The organism is Klebsiella sp. PL-2018, assembly GCF_019048985.1.
Taxonomy (GTDB): Bacteria; Pseudomonadota; Gammaproteobacteria; order Enterobacterales; family Enterobacteriaceae; genus Klebsiella; species Klebsiella michiganensis.
Window position 1 is genome coordinate 666,159 of record NZ_CP077673.1, and the last position, 15,284, is coordinate 681,442.

A 15,284-nucleotide genomic window follows, 5' to 3' on the forward strand; every position below is an offset into this window, starting at 1 on the left:
TTCAATAAAGACTGTGGTGATGTTCTATTTTTCACTATAGTCATTTAAATTATGCTGGTAAGTAAACATATAAAGTGAGTTCCATTCCAGATAACGAACAATTAAAAAGAGGGCGAAAGCCCTCTTTTTATATCACATTATCTGTCATTACTTTCAGTGGGTGATGAACTACCACCGGAAGATCCACCACCATTCCCTTTATCTGGAGCCTTAAAGCTTTCAATTGGTGAAGCTTGGGCCTGAAGGTTTATAGGCAGCAACGGTCTGTTATGTTCACCAAACGATACCGCTCTGTTAGCAGCCTTTTGGGCTACATTCATATAACCTGCAGCGCCTGCTGTATCACCAACAGCATCTGCTGCCTCAGCCGCATTGTAAGCCGAGTTAGCACTTTCAAGAGACTGATATTCATCCTGCTGATCCAGTGGGCCAGCATTACTCATATGAGTTCTGAATGCAGATCCCGTATCATTGGCTTTATTAGCTGCCTGTGCTTTCCCCTGTTTAGCCTGTTGCTGTTGTTGAAGCTCACGTTGCTGTTCACGGTCTTTATTGATTTGCGCATTCCTGATCTGATTACCCATCGCATTTGAGGTATGAGAAACCTGATCCAACACGGTTTTGGTGAACATAGCACCTTCAACACCTTTTGATGCCGACTGTGCGTAACCCGACATGCTCTGACCACCATGAACACCAAGCCACTTCATAATTTCATCAGGGATGATGTGAATCAGTGAAAGTGATTTCTTCACTACCGTGAACATCATCGCAATATAAACAGCAATGAGAGCCAGTGACTCGATGATACCTATCCCGGCATTGGCTGACATCATGCCAAACGCGCCGGAGAATGTTTCATTGACGATCCCACCAAGGATAGGAAGCATCGTATAGGCTGCTATTAATCCTGTTATCATTAGCGCTGGTCGCATGGTTAACGATAAAACCAGACCATAACCAGCGCCACCACGACCCACTACGCCATCACCGTCTGGATGTAAATGTGTTATTACCCATAATGGTGCTGCGACCATTGCTTCAAGGCACAGGATCATCCAGCCGACGCAAACACCAAACCACATGACGTAAGGCAACATAGGAATAACGACGGCTAAGGTATCACCAGCTATCCATAAAGGGATAACCAGTGGCATAACAATCCCCATAGCGCCAAATGCACCCGATACCCAGCTTGCAGTCCATGAAGTCCATGCACCAAGACCTGCGCCAACAACCGCAGAACTTCCTAATAACGTCCAGCCAGCGGCACTGATCGTATCCCCAAGCCCTTTAACGGCTAATAACGGGTTTATCGCCTGTAAATTGGCAGCAGTTGTGTCGGTTGAAAATGAAACAATTTTCCCTTGCTTTCTTCCATTAATAACGCTGGAACTGAGAAAACCCGCCATTGCACCAGAAATACTCTTATTGGCTTCACTTTGAAGAGAAGAAACTATTTTCCCGGCATCATCTGTTTTAGGGCCAGCGCCACTTTTACCACTGGTATTGGCTTCCGTTCGGTTTTGCGCATCAATACCATTCGCATATCTTGAAGCTGTCGTTGATTTCGCCATATCCTGAGCTACTTTTGCCATAATCGCGTTCAGGCTGTTATCGAATATATCTCCGTATTCCATTGTCGCTTGCCCACCTACAGGAAGATTATGAGCTGCTCCATTAATCGCATCCTGCACACGGATCAGTTTCATACTCCATGCGCCAGCCATAAACCATCCGTCTTTCTGGACATTCTCTTTGAAATCATCCCACTGGTCGCCAGTGGAGAAAACTGTTCGTACTGCAGTATCAATAATGGATACATATGAGGCCGTTGCGCTGTTTATTCCGGTCTGAATATCAATATTATTATCGGCCACATACTGTTCAGCCAGCGTTTTCATACTATTATCAAGGCCGATAAATGCGGCATTGTGTGCCTCAATAACATCTGAAATATTCGTCTTTATATCCTGTGGCATATAAGCCATATACATGCCGCCAGCAGCAATGGTAGCCTGAGCTTTAGCCTGTTCGTCATAAGAAGCTTTGGCCTTCGGGTCAGTAAGCGTGATGCTTCCACATGCAGCCTTGGATACCAGTAAATTTTTATTCATATCATTACCGGCATTGCTGGCTCCATAACTGTATGTGTATAAATAGGCACCTTTCTCCGGTGTCATTTCAAACGCAGGCGTGACGTGCGGGAAGGGATCGGCTGCTGCTGATTTCTTCCATAATTCTCCCGCCTTTAACATACAGACGTTATTGATAAAGGCAGTTTTGGCTATGCGATCAAGCTCCTGATAAGATGCAGATGTGGTAATAACAGCCCCATCTGAGGGGTTGGATGCATAGGTATTCCAGACGGTATCTGCCAGACCGACTCCCTGATTAATCATCCACAGCACCATAACCTGAGCGGCACAGAAACCACCTGCTGCCGGGAGTATCATTGCCGTGCCTAATGCAGTTCTTACGGGCAACCACATGGAAGACCATTTCTTACCCAGCATTTCTCCGTCATGTGCCGTTGACATGGTTCCGGCAATCAGTGTGTAGGCAGCTAAAATGCCACCAACCAGTAAAACAGCGCTGTTGAGGATCGTCATTGTGCTGGCTAAGGGGCTTTCCGCTAAATTCTCTGGGAATAAGATATCCAGAAACCACAGCTTTGATTTGTCTGTCTCCGGGACGGTAAATAAATCGGCGGCATAAGCTGACTGAGTTAATAACAGGCTAGCTAATATTGCTAATAATATCGACACTTCTTTTTTCTTTATATTTATCATCATTACATTCCTTTGCCTCTTACTTCATTGAATTACTGATGCTGCTCCAGACATCGGTTCCATTGATGGTTGCTCCCGATCCTGATGAAGAGCCAGTTCCTGTAGAAACACTTCCATTTGCGATATTCCCAATCACGGGCATATCAATAGAAATACTCTCGGATATACTTCCGGTCAGTTGACTGACTTTTTCTCTCGCAATCGAACAGGCTTTACTTATTGCTGCTTCCTTCGTTTTTTTAATTATTGAATCCACAGATGGCAGGCTGATGCCGAGGTTTCCCACAGGCCAAGCGTCCGTACAACCAATCGTCTCAAGCGACTGATTGATGTTATCCATGAAATTCTTCGCTACCGGCTCTAACTGAGCCGCATCCTGCTTCATTGCGTTATATTGCGCTTGTTTTAATGATGAGCTGACATCCGGGCTACAGACTGCTGCGTTAGCTGTGGTTGCTGAAATTAATATTGTTGCGGGAAGGATTATTTTGAAAATGCGGACACAGACATTTGTTCGCCATTTATTTTTATTAAGTTTATTCATTTGATACTCCCTTTATTTATTACATTTTATTCACCATATTTTCTTCTTCTGATTAAATAAAAATATAATGCCTTATTAATATATATTAAATAAAATAGAATTAATCAAGAGAACGATAATTTAATTTGACAATGACTTTGTTTTTGATTACTGTTAAAGAGTAAATAAATGATTACTCCGAAAAATTTATTACAATACTCTGAAGAGGCCAGTTTGTCTGGCTTCTTTTAATTTAATAAGGATTTCACCTTCCACATCCCAACGTTTAAAATATGAATATATGTGTATAAAAAGTCCAGAGAAGTCGCGTTAATGGATTACTAAATATTATCCCAATCTAACGGTTCTTCTGGTGGCACAAGACTTGTGTTCTCTACAGAAGGGATTTCATTTATACTTTCTCTCTCCACTAACCCTTGAGACTTTTTAGCCTGTAATCTTGCGATTAACACATCTATATCTTCTTGGTTACTAACTTTTTCTATAACTTTCTCAATTGTACTGTCTCTATCGTCAACTTTTCTATTACCACTATCATTACTGATAGCACTTTCCATTTGCTCCTCTATTGCTTCTTTCTTTTTTATAATCTCTGAAACAAAACGAGCACGATCACCATTGAAGACAATAGCAGGATTAATGAAATACCAGTTTTTCTCATTGGTTTTAGCTATAATACGTTTTTCGATGAGTTCTTTTATCCCTCTGTAAAAGATAGATTCAGACAAGACAAAGTGATCTATCTTTTCCGCAAGCGACATTGCTTTTTTACAACTCAGGTAAAAGTGATCTTTTCCTATCGCATCCTGATAGATACGTAAAAAGATGAAAAATACTTTATAGGCGGTTTTCGTGAGATCAAAGTATGCTTTTATCTGAGATGTGTAGAGTTTAATGAACTCTTCTTTATCAACCTCTTGGGTATGCACGATATTGGCGAAATAACTTTTACCTGCATTTTTCTTTTCAAAAAGTTCTGTTCCTCTTGAAACAGTTAGATTATTCTTTCTTGTTTCAATCTTTAGTTCTGTTTCAAAGCAAAAGGGATTTAAGCCTAAATCCAAGTCAACATCTATTTCATTCATCATATTATTACCTCTTGTTACTTTATTTATAATAAATTAAATACCATGCACAAAAAAGATATCAAGTTTTTTACATATTTTTTTGCGAAAATATTTTCAAAATCGCAACTATTCCAGTGACGATACTTTAAAGCACTGTCGTTTTTAAGCTAAAAATGACATAGAAACTGACTGCAAAGTCAGGAAAGCTCAACGTGCAGTCAGAAATACTGACTATAGAGTCAGGAACACTGACTGTACGGTCAGTCGTATATTTTCGTTCTAAGCTTTATGACGTAAGGGCTACAGGCCGGTTGTTTCTTAATTTAATTTTGCAAGAAGTAAGAGATAATACTTAATAGGATTAAAAGAAACCGGGCGATTTTTATAATCGCCATACAGGGTTTCAATATTTTAAATGATTAGTTTTTTTGAGTGCAATATTTATTTTTATTGCGAAGCATTTCTTTCTATTTCACTAACATCTTTTTTTTGAAAATCACCACCATCTATGAGCTGAAGCTCATGTGCTGACGCACGGCTACGCCCTAACTCAGAAATATGTATTTTTATCTTGATGAGGTGTCTTATTAATATTGATAGAAAAATGAGGAAAGATCTTTTCCAGATCATTTCATCACAAAAAACAAAATTGATCCTATATTTGAACATAGCATTACCGCAATAACGTATAGCATTTTCCCTTAAACGAATAGGAAAATTATATTTTCAGTAGCAGCACTTAGTGATTGTTCAAGACAATCACATTGCTGGAACAGGGTTCATCCCTGTTAATGATGGATTTATCCATAAAGAATTGCGGCGATAGCCGCTATGAAATAAAGGAGAAACAATTTCATCTGTACTCATATATAAGCAGTGCTTAGTGATTGTTTAAAACAATCACTTCGCTGTAATAACATTATAGTAAAAATAAAATAGGTAGCACAAGGTGCCATTTTCATAAGGCACAAATGAGTTTCATAGCAAAACGTTTCTGGACAGATCAATTACGAAATATTTCAATACAATTCATCCTTCATTGCTGAAAACCTCCAACGCCATTCATAAAACAGCAGGTGCCATTCAACAGACACACATTCCCTTTTACTATATTAAACTTATTACTATATTACAGCTGTTATTTCTCATATAAAACAACATATTACAGTAAAAAGGTTATAGGTTCCTATAACTATGGTTATCGATATCTATAACTCGGATTATAGTTTGCTATAACCATAATTAGCAAAAACTATAACTATAGTTCCGCACTGAAACTAATCTTTAAAACTGGCGAGCATTCCACTCTCAATAAACTTATTCCAGTCACGAATCAATAACGGCTTCAATTTATCCTGTTCTGTGGATGGTTTTCCACTATATTAAAACTTTTTCCACTTATTTTTGACTTTGTTATTGACCATAGTGTTTAATCTGTTATGTATTAATAAAAACAATAACAAAAGGAAAATACAATGACACAAATAGATTTTCAATCTCTTAGCAGTTTATCCCCCTTTCAGCTAACACAGTATATTGATGATCATCTTTTCACTAATGAACAGAAAGTGCAGATATTCGAACATTATCACAGCACACATAAAGACACTACCAATATCTATTCGAGAAAAGAAAACATTAAATCTATTAAAAAAGATGTTGATTATGTCCATATGTTCACAAAAAACTTCCAGCAACTCGCAGAACTTGATATTTCCAAGAATGAGTTGAAGGTTTTCGCAAGGATTTTAAACATCATGGAGTTTGGAAACTGCTTTCATATATCGCAAGCAAAGCTATGCCGCGACTTAGATATTAAAAAATCAAATATGTCTCTTGTCTTTAAAAAGCTCAAAAAGAAAGGGATCATTATAGATAAAGATGGAGATCTCTTTATGAACTCCAACATATTTCTTAAGGGACAAGCGCATTCTATCAATGCCAAACAACGCCCTAATGTTAAAAAGGCACAGGGATTTAACGCTAATAATGAACCAGTATTTGATAATGTTTATACATTTAATCAAACAAATGATTCTGACAATCAACCTACAGAGGGAATGACTACATCTGAGCCACCAAAAACATCTGATAGCTGTTCTAACAAAGAAACAGATCCAGCACTGACGCTGCAGTATCCTAAAACAGAAGAGCCAGCTTATGATGATGTTTAATATATAAGCGAAGAAGCAACATAGTGACTGGCTACTGCCAGTCAATGAGATCCTCTGGTGATATTCTATCCTTCTCCATCAATTTGAGGATCTTTTTCATTTTTAACTTACGTGCCTTTTTCTCACCAATCTCCTGATAGTATTCTTCCCGCCGTTCCGCTACTACCTTGCGGAACTTCTTCAAGAGTTTGTTCAATGTCTTTATATCAGTGGTAGCCGCTTCAGCTTGGATTTTTCTATACATATACATAACGTGGAATTCATCAATCATATTAAACCTCTTAGTTTTATCATTCATGTGATTTCCCTCTTTCGAGGGAATACTCATTACATCTAAATATCAAATAACTGTCATTTTTAGCTTCCAGTAAATCGGATCTTCATTTTCATCCTGATTTATATTTTTTGAAACAAGTTCAATGATGTGTTCTTGATGCCAATACAAGATTGTGGCTTTTAAATCTCTTCTATTGATATCAGATACATCATTTTTGACAGAGTATTTCTTCATCTCACGAGCAATCAAAACGTCATATGTGATGCCTGAAAGGAAACCATCATTCAAAATATCTATTGCTGTTTCAGGATGTTTTTCATAAATATCATATATCTCATCACAGTATCCTTGTAAGATGTTAGCAACAAGTTCGTTTTTTGTTTCCTCATAACTATTCAATATAATCTCTTTCATCTTTAATCCTTTTATTTTGTTAATGGTTAGTAAAAATAATTAGTTGTTATAAACGATATTGATGATAACGGAGCCATATTCCAAATCTAACTCATCAACTAAATCGTTATTGACATGTCTATTTAAAGCATCAATCAAGTTCTTATCCCCTATCATTTCTTCTACTGAATACCCACTTAGAGCAACAAATACATCAAAGCTTTCTTGAATAGTATTCATTACGTTAGGAGTTCCTTCGCACAGCATACTTACTACTACAGATATTTTATTTGTCATTTATATTTTCCTTTATTACTAATCTTAGCCCCTTGCGGGGCAAAATGGATTCTTATTTTCTGAAGCTGTCTGAATATCTAACCAACATAGCAGCAACCATTTCAAAGTTAACCTGATTAATATCACCGTTATTACCCTCTTGGGCAGTGAATATTTCAAAGTTGTTCTGAATGTGGTCAATCACATGGATAATAAATGGACTCATAAAATCCGGGTCATCTAGATAATCATTAGCATCCCCATCGCCATTAACTTCCATGAACATATTCCAGCTTGTGGTAAATGATCTACATGCAAGGTCATAGAACAGTTCAGTTGATTTATTAATACCTATCTTCTCTTTAAACATATTTATATCCTCATAGTTAAATGCTTATTTAATTCATTGTGTTTTTTATTAGCCCCTTCCGGGGCCGAATACGCGGTTATTAGCTCATACTAAAAAGTAATGCTTGAGTATGTACATATCTCATTTCATGCATAACTTTATCCATATCAACATAAATCAGTCTTTCTCTTTTACCTGCCTCTTCCATATGTTTATCAAAGCGCTTTTCCAGATATTCTTTAACATGCAAAAGATATGATTCAGTTCTATTACTATCTAACATTATGGCTTCCAATACCTCATACTCTTCCTGCTCTTTATATATACGTATTCCTGTGATATAAAGATTCTTCGCCATAGCAGTAAAAACTTTAGTTGATGAGTCCTTAATGTTATTTAGTTCTTCAGTATTCATATAGTTACTCCTTATTTTTTAAATGTATAACTCCCTGCATTTGCATGCATTATTTGAGAGCAGTTTATATTTTTTGTTTTATGCTGATACTAAGTTCGATTGTTTTTACATATGACCTCCCACGTTTATATTTTTTAGTTTATAGGCTAACTGGTTGTACCGAAACCATTATGATTTTGTTTTTTATGCTACTTTATTACCTGATAAAGAAATCCTTTCTTCAATCCACTTATCAATATCACTTTCTAAGAATGCTATTGCTCTTTCACCAAGTTTTACTTGGGCCGGGAATTCATTACGACTAATCAGGCGATAAATCCAAGCTTTACAAAGGCCCGTTCTATTTAATACTTCAGGTAAACGGATAAATCTTTTTCTTTCGTTCATATATTTCCTCGTCGTTGTTTTGATGAGGTTATTATTCGAATATCGCTTATGATAATCAACACCTGTTTTTTCGGAATTATTGCGTAAATGAGTGTTTTTTGTACAGATTAGAAAGGAATAGTTTGAATGCTGTTACAAGACGGGGCTTAGAGGGTTTTGGCAAAAAGTGCTATTTTTAGAAGCAGGAACGAGATTTTTAAAATGTACCTATTTATCAATGAATTATGTTAATTCAGTTTAAATTCTGTACTGCGGAGGATACCCACTTAACAGCGCATCCCCCTTTGCTCGCTTTATCTCAATCCATCAATGCCGTTTTGTGGTAGTGATAGAACTGATTTTAAACTGAATTCAATTCGACTGATGATTGCTTCTCGTGGGCCACTGCGCCAACCCGCACTTGCGTAGAAATCCTCAAGAACGCTTTTCATCTGTTCTTCGCTGTCAAAAGCACGTATGAGGTAGTAGCTGTCAGCATCATGGAGAGAGTTTCCGTACGCAACCACATCAATACCGTTCCGGGCATGGAGTGCAACACTTACCTCACGCATGATCTGATGAAACTCCTCACCAGAACCTTTTTTCAGGGTGTATTGTAGTATTTCGATGATCCTATCCTTCATACCTTCTCCATTAATGAGCATGAGAAATTGTTTCAGTGACGCTAACGCATTCAATTGGTTTAGGGAAGAAGGGCTGTTAGTTTTAGTCCAGTTATGGGGCTAGGGAGCAGAAGCAACGTTTAAGGTAAGAGGGGACAATAATTGAGACGCCATTTCTATCTAATATTACTTTAGCTTCCTTACACGGAATGCCAGAGTTGTTCTTGCCAATAACCCGTTAAGAGATTTAAGCTGTAGGTATACTGATGAGTTATCACGCTGTTCGATAATCACTGAACGGGACTGTTGGTATGTTTGTTGGTACTGAAAATTGTCTTTTAAATTTTAATACTTTTTAACATAGGGTTATATGCGATGTTCGAGTCCGGCCTTCGCACCAAATCCCCCAATCAGTCCACTAAAATACTTTTTTGTATCTGCATTTCATCATTTGAAAACCTCCTGTTGAGGCGTTTGTTCTTCTGGCTCCGATGCGGCTAGCACAGCACGCTCCCCACTTTCCACCCGCGCTTCCTCCTCACACCACCTTTCAAACAGCTTGGCGAATCTGACGCTTTGCCAGGTTTCTCCAACCTGGCTCAAGATAAAGCCAGTGACCACAATAGCGGAAATAAAGTAAAACAGTGAAAATGCGATAGCTGAATTTACGCCCCCGCTGGCCAGTAACGATTGTATTGTTGTCCACCAGGCGCAGGCAAAAATGACAATTGAAATTAGCCAGAAAACCCCGCTAACGATGTGAAATTTTTTAATTTTTTCAGCATCGACAGAAAAATGGTTTTCTTCACAACGATAAAAGGATGGGTTTTTAAGGAAACTCATTAATCGTACATCATATGAGCCGATATTTTTATCAGCGATAAACGCGATCAGCTGATGGGCGTGCCAGACAGGAAGAGTTATCCCGATCTGCTCATACAAAAATTTCATTTGTACCGTCTGATGCGTCCTCGAGAGTTTAGTGTCGGGTATTTCAGCGTTCGCTATCTCAGCGATTTTATTCAGCACCTCTATTTTCGTTTCAATAGGTACCTTTTCGAAGTGAATTTTTCGCTTTGCTGGCGGGCTGAACATCACTTTTCCCGCCCAGTCGATGATCTTTTTAGCCACATATAAAATCGCGGGTAGCAAAACCAGCTTTGCAATATCTATCTCGTTAATAGCTCCCATCGTTATTCCTTTATAAAATGAATACGCTATGAATTTACAACACTGAATTTATTTTATGTAGCCCTCATTATTATGAGGGCTTCGATATGGCTAATTCCTGGGCTGGCTCCTGGTCTGACTTAATGCCAACCGCCCAATACGACCCCTGCCCGGAGGCCGTTATACTTAAAGACTGAAGCCAATCTCCACCGATGCCGCACTGCGTTCCCCCTCGCCATGGTAAACCGCTTCGATATTGTTACCATCGGGATCGCGTACAAAGGCCGCGTAGTACCCCGGGTGATAAGTTCGCTCACCGGGTGCGCCGTTATCACTGCCGCCGTGTGCCAGCGCCGCCTGGTAAAAAGCATCCACCGTCTCACGATCCCTGGCCTGGAAAGCCAGGTGATGCCGTCCTGTCGGCTTACCTGCGGAACCGGGGCTATTAATGGATGAAACAACAAGCTCATCAGCCCAAAAATAATCGTCGTAGGTATTCACGACAGGGATCTCAAGGACCGCCAGCACGGCTGTATAAAACGCTTTGCTGGCCTCGAAATCATTTACCACAAGCTGGATATGGTCGATAAGCCTGCCGCGATGTAATCGGTAAGTCTCCATGATGGTTTCCTCATTCAGTCGTATTAACAGGTATTTATCCGTTATCTAAAAGGAGCGTTGTACGGATTTGATGGATGAGTACAGGTCCGGAGTGGCGATATAGAGCATGGCATTAAAATCCTGTCTGTCACCGCAATCCTGACTCCTCAACCCCGTCCCCCAATCACCCCGATAAACTCTCTGACCTGCTTCTGCTTCCTGGCCGACAGCTTCTCCACCCTGCGCATCGCGGCTTCCAGCTCCGGTTCCGGCTCAACCGCCGTCAGCACAATGCAGCCATCCATCACCCGCACCTCCACCCGGGTGCCGGTCGAAAACCCTGCCGCCGCCAGCCACTGGCCCTTCATGATCAGCGCCGGAACAAGACGACGATCTGGCAAACGTCTCACATAACTCACCGTCAACTGACGCTTATTTTTCGGCGACACTTCTGGATCAAACGAATCTACAATACAATCAGCATTAGTCATGGTTGCTATTCCCTGTAAATAGTAATTGTGATCAGCGGTGCGGGTGTGTTGGCGCACATTCGCACCGCGCTAAATAACACCTGTAAACCTAACCAGTAATAAAAATAAAGTCCAGACTTTAATCGGACATAATAAACGCCTTTAACCGCAAATTAAGAATTAACAGAATGCATGATGCTATTAATTAGCGCCTGTGGAAAATGACTTTCCTGATATTGCTGAAATAACCGCAAAGCAGATTCAAAAAATAAAAGCGAGATAATGCGCGCAACAGGATGCCCATGCCCAATTACGGGCACCCCATCTCTTTAGCCAGCGTACCCTTCCGGGACTTCAGGCGGCGGGCGATACCTGCCGGCAGGGCGGGCCAGAACGAGAGCGCCGGATGAGTCCGCCGCTCAATCTCCTCCACCGTCACTTGATAATCACAAAAACTGGCGCTTTTTGGCGTCGCCTGATCCAGCAAAAACGCCGCGTATTCGCCTTTATCCGGACTGGAGCCGATAAAAATAATCTTCCAGTAGCCGCTGGGAAGCTCCACCTCGGGCGCGGCGGGCAGGGTAGCGATATGCCGTTCGAACAGCGGCCCGGTAACGGACCACACCACCGCCACGTCGCGGCGCTCGGCGAGGGCGCGCTCCTTATCCTCCAGCCGCGCCCACGCCCCCTGATTCAGGTCGGAGGCCTGCGGGGTGATATTGGAAAGATAGTTTAACGCCTGCCAGTCTGCGCTGGCGCCGAGCCCGGCGAGAGGCGCCTGATGCCCGCGATCGACCGCCAATGCTGCGCTGGCCCCTTTATATGCCGCGGGGGCAAGGGTATCCGTAGCGGGTAAATCCGGATCGCGCTTCCAGCTGCGCGAACGCCCGCTGGCCAGGCTGGCTTTGGTGATTTTATACGCCACCCAATTAGCGAATTTGCGCTGGCTGTTGTTATTGAGCGTATAGGCTTCGCGAACCAGCGTCTGCGCGCTTCCGCCGGTCGGGCAGCCCACTTCACAATGATCCACGCCGGATGATGCGGCAGCGCACGCGACGGCAAAAAATAGCGACGGCAGAACGCTGAATACTCGGGATAGCTTCATATTATTGATGACGTCAAAGAAAAGATGAACCGATGCATAAAAGAACCCCCTGAATAATCAGAGCGGAATTCAGCTATGAATCGCAAAGATGAAGTGAGAGCGTAAAAAGAGTTAGCCGGTCGCAGCTGCGCGGAATATCACAAGATGATTTAACATCACGGCGGATGTTATTTTGTGAACCCAGAAATGATGTCGAATGAGGTGACCAGACTCTCAGGCCCGCTATTTTCAGCCGGGCTGAACGTGCGGGAATATGCCCGACGACGCGTAAAGCGGTGCGGCATCCATGTCGTTGTCTGAAAAAATGTCGCGGCAGGGGAAAACGCTTCTCTCTGCGAGGAGGATTACTCAGACTACGCGGATGACCGATTAAGGAGAGAAGGTATGAAAAAGGAACTCTGGAGAGGCGTGCTGGCACTGGCCGTACTTAGTCTCCCCGCGATGGCGAAAACAGGCGTGTCATTCAGTCACAAAGACTGGGAAGTGGTGTGTGATAACACGCTGACCTGCCGGGCGGCGGGATACAGCGCTGAAGAAGGAAGCGGAGGTTCGGTGCTGCTGACCCGCCAGGCCGGAGCGGGCACCGCCGTCTCGGGAGAGCTGATGCTGGCGGAGGTGACCGACAGCGACGTTCTGCCGGGCAAACTGACGCTGTGGATCAATGGCCAGCCGGCAGGCGATGTGAAGCCAGCAAAAGAGAGCTGGCCGCTGTCGGAGAAACAGGCCCGGGCGATCGTTAACGCCATCAAAGGCAGCGGGAAGGTCGAATTTACAGGCGGGGAGGCGCCGTTTGTGCTTTCCGGCGAAGGCGCTTACGCGGTACTGCTGAAAATGGACGATGTTCAGGGGCGAATCGGCACGCCGGGCGCGTTGACCAAAAAAGGCGACAGGCCGGAAAGCAGCGTCCGGGCGGCGATTCCTGCCCCGGTCATTCACCGGGTCATGCCTGAGAAGGCGCAGGAGAGAGCGTTAACCGCGCCTGAGCTGGCGGTGCTCAAGCCGAAGCTTCTGGCCACGCTAAATAACGATGATTGGTGCGATCGCCTCCAGCCTAAGGAGGGGGAGGAGGCTGAAACCATCAGCCTGACGCCGTTGGATAACGCGCATTCCCTGATTTCGGCCTTGTGCTGGCGGGCGGCCTATAACGAGGGATACGGCTATTGGGTTGTGGATAGCAAACTTGAGGGTAATCCAACGCTTATTACGGTTTCCGGTTCTGAGTATGGCGACGGCGAGATTTTTATGAGCCAGAAAGGGCGAGGGCTCGGCGATTGCTGGGGGACGGCGAGCTGGCTCTGGGATGGCACAACGTTCCGCAAAAGCCGTGAAGCGACCACGGGGATGTGCCGCTATCTTCGCCTCGGCGGGACATGGGATCTCCCCACCTGGGTGACCGAGGTTAAACCGGCAAAGTGAAATCACGCGGCAGAATCTCTCCCGACACACACGCCGACAGAGAGGACAGGGAAGGATCTTAACGATCCTCCGCGTAGCGGGATCGCGATCGACAGCGCCAGTGGCGTCAGAAAACTGACGCCTTGTTCAAAATAACAGCGCGGCTAATGTATTGCTAACTCGAATTAGTTTATGATTAAGCCGTTCTGTTCGTTATGGAAAATGAGTTTATGGCCAAAACCGTTGAGCAAGTCGCCAGGGCGCTGAAAATCTCGATTACCACCGTGCGCCTGGTGCTGGGTGGCAAAGCTGAGCAGTATCGCATCAGCGCCAAAACGCAGCAGCGTATTAATGATTACATCGCCGAGAACGGGCTGGTCGTTAACCATATCGCCCGCAGCCTGAAGCTCAATAAAACCGAGACCTTAGGGCTGGTGATCCCGCGTTTATCCAACCTGTTTTTCTCCACCCTGGCGGAAAAGCTCGAAGCCTGCTGCCGTCAGGCGGGGTATCAGCTAATGATTGCCTGCACCTACAGCGACAGCGAGCATGAAAACAGTCTGGTTGAAGGGCTGCTGGCGCGCAACGTTGACGGGCTCTTCGTGGTGCCCTCTACCCGGGAAACGCAGCTGCATCATCAGAAGGTGGCGCGCAAGCGGCCGCTGGTGCTGCTCGACCGCGATTTTGGCGAGAGCGACGTGTCGCTGGTGGTGAGCGATAACTACAACGGCAGCAAAAAGCTGGTGCAGGCGATGACCCAGGCGGTGGACGTCTCGCCGATTTTTTTTATCGCCGGGGATACCCAGCAGCCGTCTATCCAGCGTCGTCTGCAGGGCTACCTGAGCGAGCTGCCCGCCGGCAAGGAGTGGATATTGTCCGCCAGCCATAACCGTCAGGAAGAGGGCAAACAGCTGATGCTCGATTTTCTGCGTCAGCACCGCGAGCCGCCGAAGGCGTTTATCGCCTCCTCTCTGCCCATTCTGGAAGGGACGCTGAGCGCGCTGCGGGAAACCTACGGCTTTATTCCGTCGGATATTCCCATCGGCACCTTCGATGAACATCAGATGCTGGGATTTCTGCCGAACGCGGTGTGGTCGATGCGCCAGGATGAGGACGCCTGGGCGCAGCACGCGTTTCATTTGATGCAGCAGAAGCTGCAGGGGGAAAATGCCGATGTGAAGATCACCGTGCCGATGACCCTGATTCACCGCCCGCTGTCGGTGGAGAAGCAGCGGAGCCAGTAAATGACACGGCTTGTGTGAACACGT

The 15,284-nt window shown here is 43.7% G+C and carries 17 protein-coding genes; 3 read left to right on the top strand and 14 right to left on the bottom strand.

Going from position 1 to position 15,284, the window contains the following annotated elements; genetic code table 11:
• Positions 1–137: 137 nt before the first annotated feature.
• The 3 genes from MKleb_RS03130 to MKleb_RS03140 all read right to left on the bottom strand — a co-directional run bounded on the left by MKleb_RS03130 (position 138) and on the right by MKleb_RS03140 (position 4,421).
• On the bottom strand, positions 138–2,795 hold the full coding sequence (locus tag MKleb_RS03130; protein ID WP_217076458.1) for a DotA/TraY family protein: 2,658 nt from the start codon (positions 2,793–2,795) through the stop codon (positions 138–140).
• A gap of 16 nt (positions 2,796–2,811) precedes the next feature.
• Positions 2,812–3,336: a hypothetical protein gene (locus MKleb_RS03135; RefSeq protein WP_217076461.1), complete on the bottom strand. Its 525-nt coding sequence runs from the start codon at positions 3,334–3,336 to the stop codon at positions 2,812–2,814.
• 320 nt (positions 3,337–3,656) lie between these two features.
• On the bottom strand, positions 3,657–4,421 hold the full coding sequence (locus tag MKleb_RS03140) for a hypothetical protein (protein ID WP_217076739.1): 765 nt from the start codon (positions 4,419–4,421) through the stop codon (positions 3,657–3,659).
• Positions 4,422–5,878: 1,457 nt separating this feature from the next.
• Between MKleb_RS03140 and MKleb_RS03145 the strand changes: the two genes are divergently transcribed.
• Positions 5,879–6,577, top strand: a complete 699-nt coding sequence (locus tag MKleb_RS03145; RefSeq protein ID WP_217076462.1) for a DNA-binding protein — start codon at positions 5,879–5,881, stop codon at positions 6,575–6,577.
• Positions 6,578–6,608: 31 nt separating this feature from the next.
• On the opposite strand, the gene MKleb_RS03150 is transcribed toward MKleb_RS03145, so the two are convergent.
• From MKleb_RS03150 to MKleb_RS03200, 11 genes are all read right to left on the bottom strand, one after another.
• A complete protein-coding gene (locus tag MKleb_RS03150) occupies positions 6,609–6,848 on the bottom strand; it encodes an H-NS family histone-like protein (RefSeq protein WP_014639269.1) in 240 nt (79 codons plus the stop codon).
• A 69-nt stretch (positions 6,849–6,917) separates the two neighbouring features.
• A complete protein-coding gene (locus MKleb_RS03155) occupies positions 6,918–7,268 on the bottom strand; it encodes a hypothetical protein (RefSeq protein ID WP_217076463.1) in 351 nt (116 codons plus the stop codon).
• 39 nt (positions 7,269–7,307) lie between these two features.
• The gene (locus MKleb_RS03160; protein ID WP_217076465.1) at positions 7,308–7,544 is read right to left on the bottom strand and encodes a hypothetical protein; all 237 of its coding nucleotides are present in this window, start codon (positions 7,542–7,544) and stop codon (positions 7,308–7,310) included.
• Positions 7,545–7,596: 52 nt separating this feature from the next.
• Complete coding sequence (locus tag MKleb_RS03165; RefSeq protein WP_217076466.1) at positions 7,597–7,893, bottom strand: hypothetical protein; 297 nt, start codon at positions 7,891–7,893, stop codon at positions 7,597–7,599.
• Between the two features lie 79 nt (positions 7,894–7,972).
• Entirely contained in the window at positions 7,973–8,287 is a 315-nt protein-coding gene (locus tag MKleb_RS03170; protein ID WP_001090932.1) for a hypothetical protein, read from the bottom strand.
• 183 nt (positions 8,288–8,470) lie between these two features.
• Positions 8,471–8,674: a helix-turn-helix transcriptional regulator gene (locus tag MKleb_RS03175; protein ID WP_217076468.1), complete on the bottom strand. Its 204-nt coding sequence runs from the start codon at positions 8,672–8,674 to the stop codon at positions 8,471–8,473.
• A gap of 293 nt (positions 8,675–8,967) precedes the next feature.
• Positions 8,968–9,297 (bottom strand): NIPSNAP family protein, encoded by a 330-nt coding sequence (locus MKleb_RS03180; protein ID WP_217076470.1) that lies wholly within the window; start codon positions 9,295–9,297, stop codon positions 8,968–8,970.
• 426 nt (positions 9,298–9,723) lie between these two features.
• Positions 9,724–10,467 carry a hypothetical protein gene (locus MKleb_RS03185; protein WP_025107479.1) on the bottom strand — a complete coding sequence of 248 codons (744 nt, stop codon included), beginning with the start codon at positions 10,465–10,467 and terminating at the stop codon, positions 9,724–9,726.
• 165 nt (positions 10,468–10,632) lie between these two features.
• On the bottom strand, positions 10,633–11,067 hold the full coding sequence (locus MKleb_RS03190; protein ID WP_004117617.1) for a VOC family protein: 435 nt from the start codon (positions 11,065–11,067) through the stop codon (positions 10,633–10,635).
• 146 nt (positions 11,068–11,213) lie between these two features.
• The gene (gene symE / locus MKleb_RS03195) at positions 11,214–11,537 is read right to left on the bottom strand and encodes an endoribonuclease SymE (RefSeq protein WP_023320260.1); all 324 of its coding nucleotides are present in this window, start codon (positions 11,535–11,537) and stop codon (positions 11,214–11,216) included.
• A 289-nt stretch (positions 11,538–11,826) separates the two neighbouring features.
• Positions 11,827–12,531 (bottom strand): DNA/RNA non-specific endonuclease, encoded by a 705-nt coding sequence (locus tag MKleb_RS03200; RefSeq protein ID WP_077254608.1) that lies wholly within the window; start codon positions 12,529–12,531, stop codon positions 11,827–11,829.
• A 474-nt stretch (positions 12,532–13,005) separates the two neighbouring features.
• On the opposite strand from MKleb_RS03200, the gene MKleb_RS03205 reads away from it, so the two are divergent.
• Both MKleb_RS03205 and MKleb_RS03210 read left to right on the top strand, forming a co-directional pair.
• Complete coding sequence (locus tag MKleb_RS03205) at positions 13,006–14,037, top strand: DUF1176 domain-containing protein (RefSeq protein WP_217076472.1); 1,032 nt, start codon at positions 13,006–13,008, stop codon at positions 14,035–14,037.
• Between the two features lie 209 nt (positions 14,038–14,246).
• Positions 14,247–15,260, top strand: coding sequence for a LacI family DNA-binding transcriptional regulator (locus tag MKleb_RS03210; protein ID WP_217076474.1), 1,014 nt, complete (start codon positions 14,247–14,249; stop codon positions 15,258–15,260).
• Positions 15,261–15,284 lie beyond the last annotated feature (24 nt).

Coding starts and splice junctions, on each gene's coding strand:
- symE (WP_023320260.1), bottom strand. CDS start 11,537: ATGACTAATGCTGATTGTATTGTAGATTCGTTTGATCCAGAAGTGTCG.
- MKleb_RS03190 (WP_004117617.1), bottom strand. CDS start 11,067: ATGGAGACTTACCGATTACATCGCGGCAGGCTTATCGACCATATCCAG.
- MKleb_RS03150 (WP_014639269.1), bottom strand. CDS start 6,848: ATGATTGATGAATTCCACGTTATGTATATGTATAGAAAAATCCAAGCT.
- MKleb_RS03180 (WP_217076470.1), bottom strand. CDS start 9,297: ATGAAGGATAGGATCATCGAAATACTACAATACACCCTGAAAAAAGGT.
- MKleb_RS03130 (WP_217076458.1), bottom strand. CDS start 2,795: ATGATGATAAATATAAAGAAAAAAGAAGTGTCGATATTATTAGCAATA.
- MKleb_RS03155 (WP_217076463.1), bottom strand. CDS start 7,268: ATGAAAGAGATTATATTGAATAGTTATGAGGAAACAAAAAACGAACTT.
- MKleb_RS03135 (WP_217076461.1), bottom strand. CDS start 3,336: ATGAATAAACTTAATAAAAATAAATGGCGAACAAATGTCTGTGTCCGC.
- MKleb_RS03165 (WP_217076466.1), bottom strand. CDS start 7,893: ATGTTTAAAGAGAAGATAGGTATTAATAAATCAACTGAACTGTTCTAT.
- MKleb_RS03185 (WP_025107479.1), bottom strand. CDS start 10,467: ATGGGAGCTATTAACGAGATAGATATTGCAAAGCTGGTTTTGCTACCC.
- MKleb_RS03205 (WP_217076472.1), top strand. CDS start 13,006: ATGAAAAAGGAACTCTGGAGAGGCGTGCTGGCACTGGCCGTACTTAGT.
- MKleb_RS03145 (WP_217076462.1), top strand. CDS start 5,879: ATGACACAAATAGATTTTCAATCTCTTAGCAGTTTATCCCCCTTTCAG.
- MKleb_RS03160 (WP_217076465.1), bottom strand. CDS start 7,544: ATGACAAATAAAATATCTGTAGTAGTAAGTATGCTGTGCGAAGGAACT.
- MKleb_RS03170 (WP_001090932.1), bottom strand. CDS start 8,287: ATGAATACTGAAGAACTAAATAACATTAAGGACTCATCAACTAAAGTT.
- MKleb_RS03175 (WP_217076468.1), bottom strand. CDS start 8,674: ATGAACGAAAGAAAAAGATTTATCCGTTTACCTGAAGTATTAAATAGA.
- MKleb_RS03140 (WP_217076739.1), bottom strand. CDS start 4,421: ATGAATGAAATAGATGTTGACTTGGATTTAGGCTTAAATCCCTTTTGC.
- MKleb_RS03210 (WP_217076474.1), top strand. CDS start 14,247: ATGGCCAAAACCGTTGAGCAAGTCGCCAGGGCGCTGAAAATCTCGATT.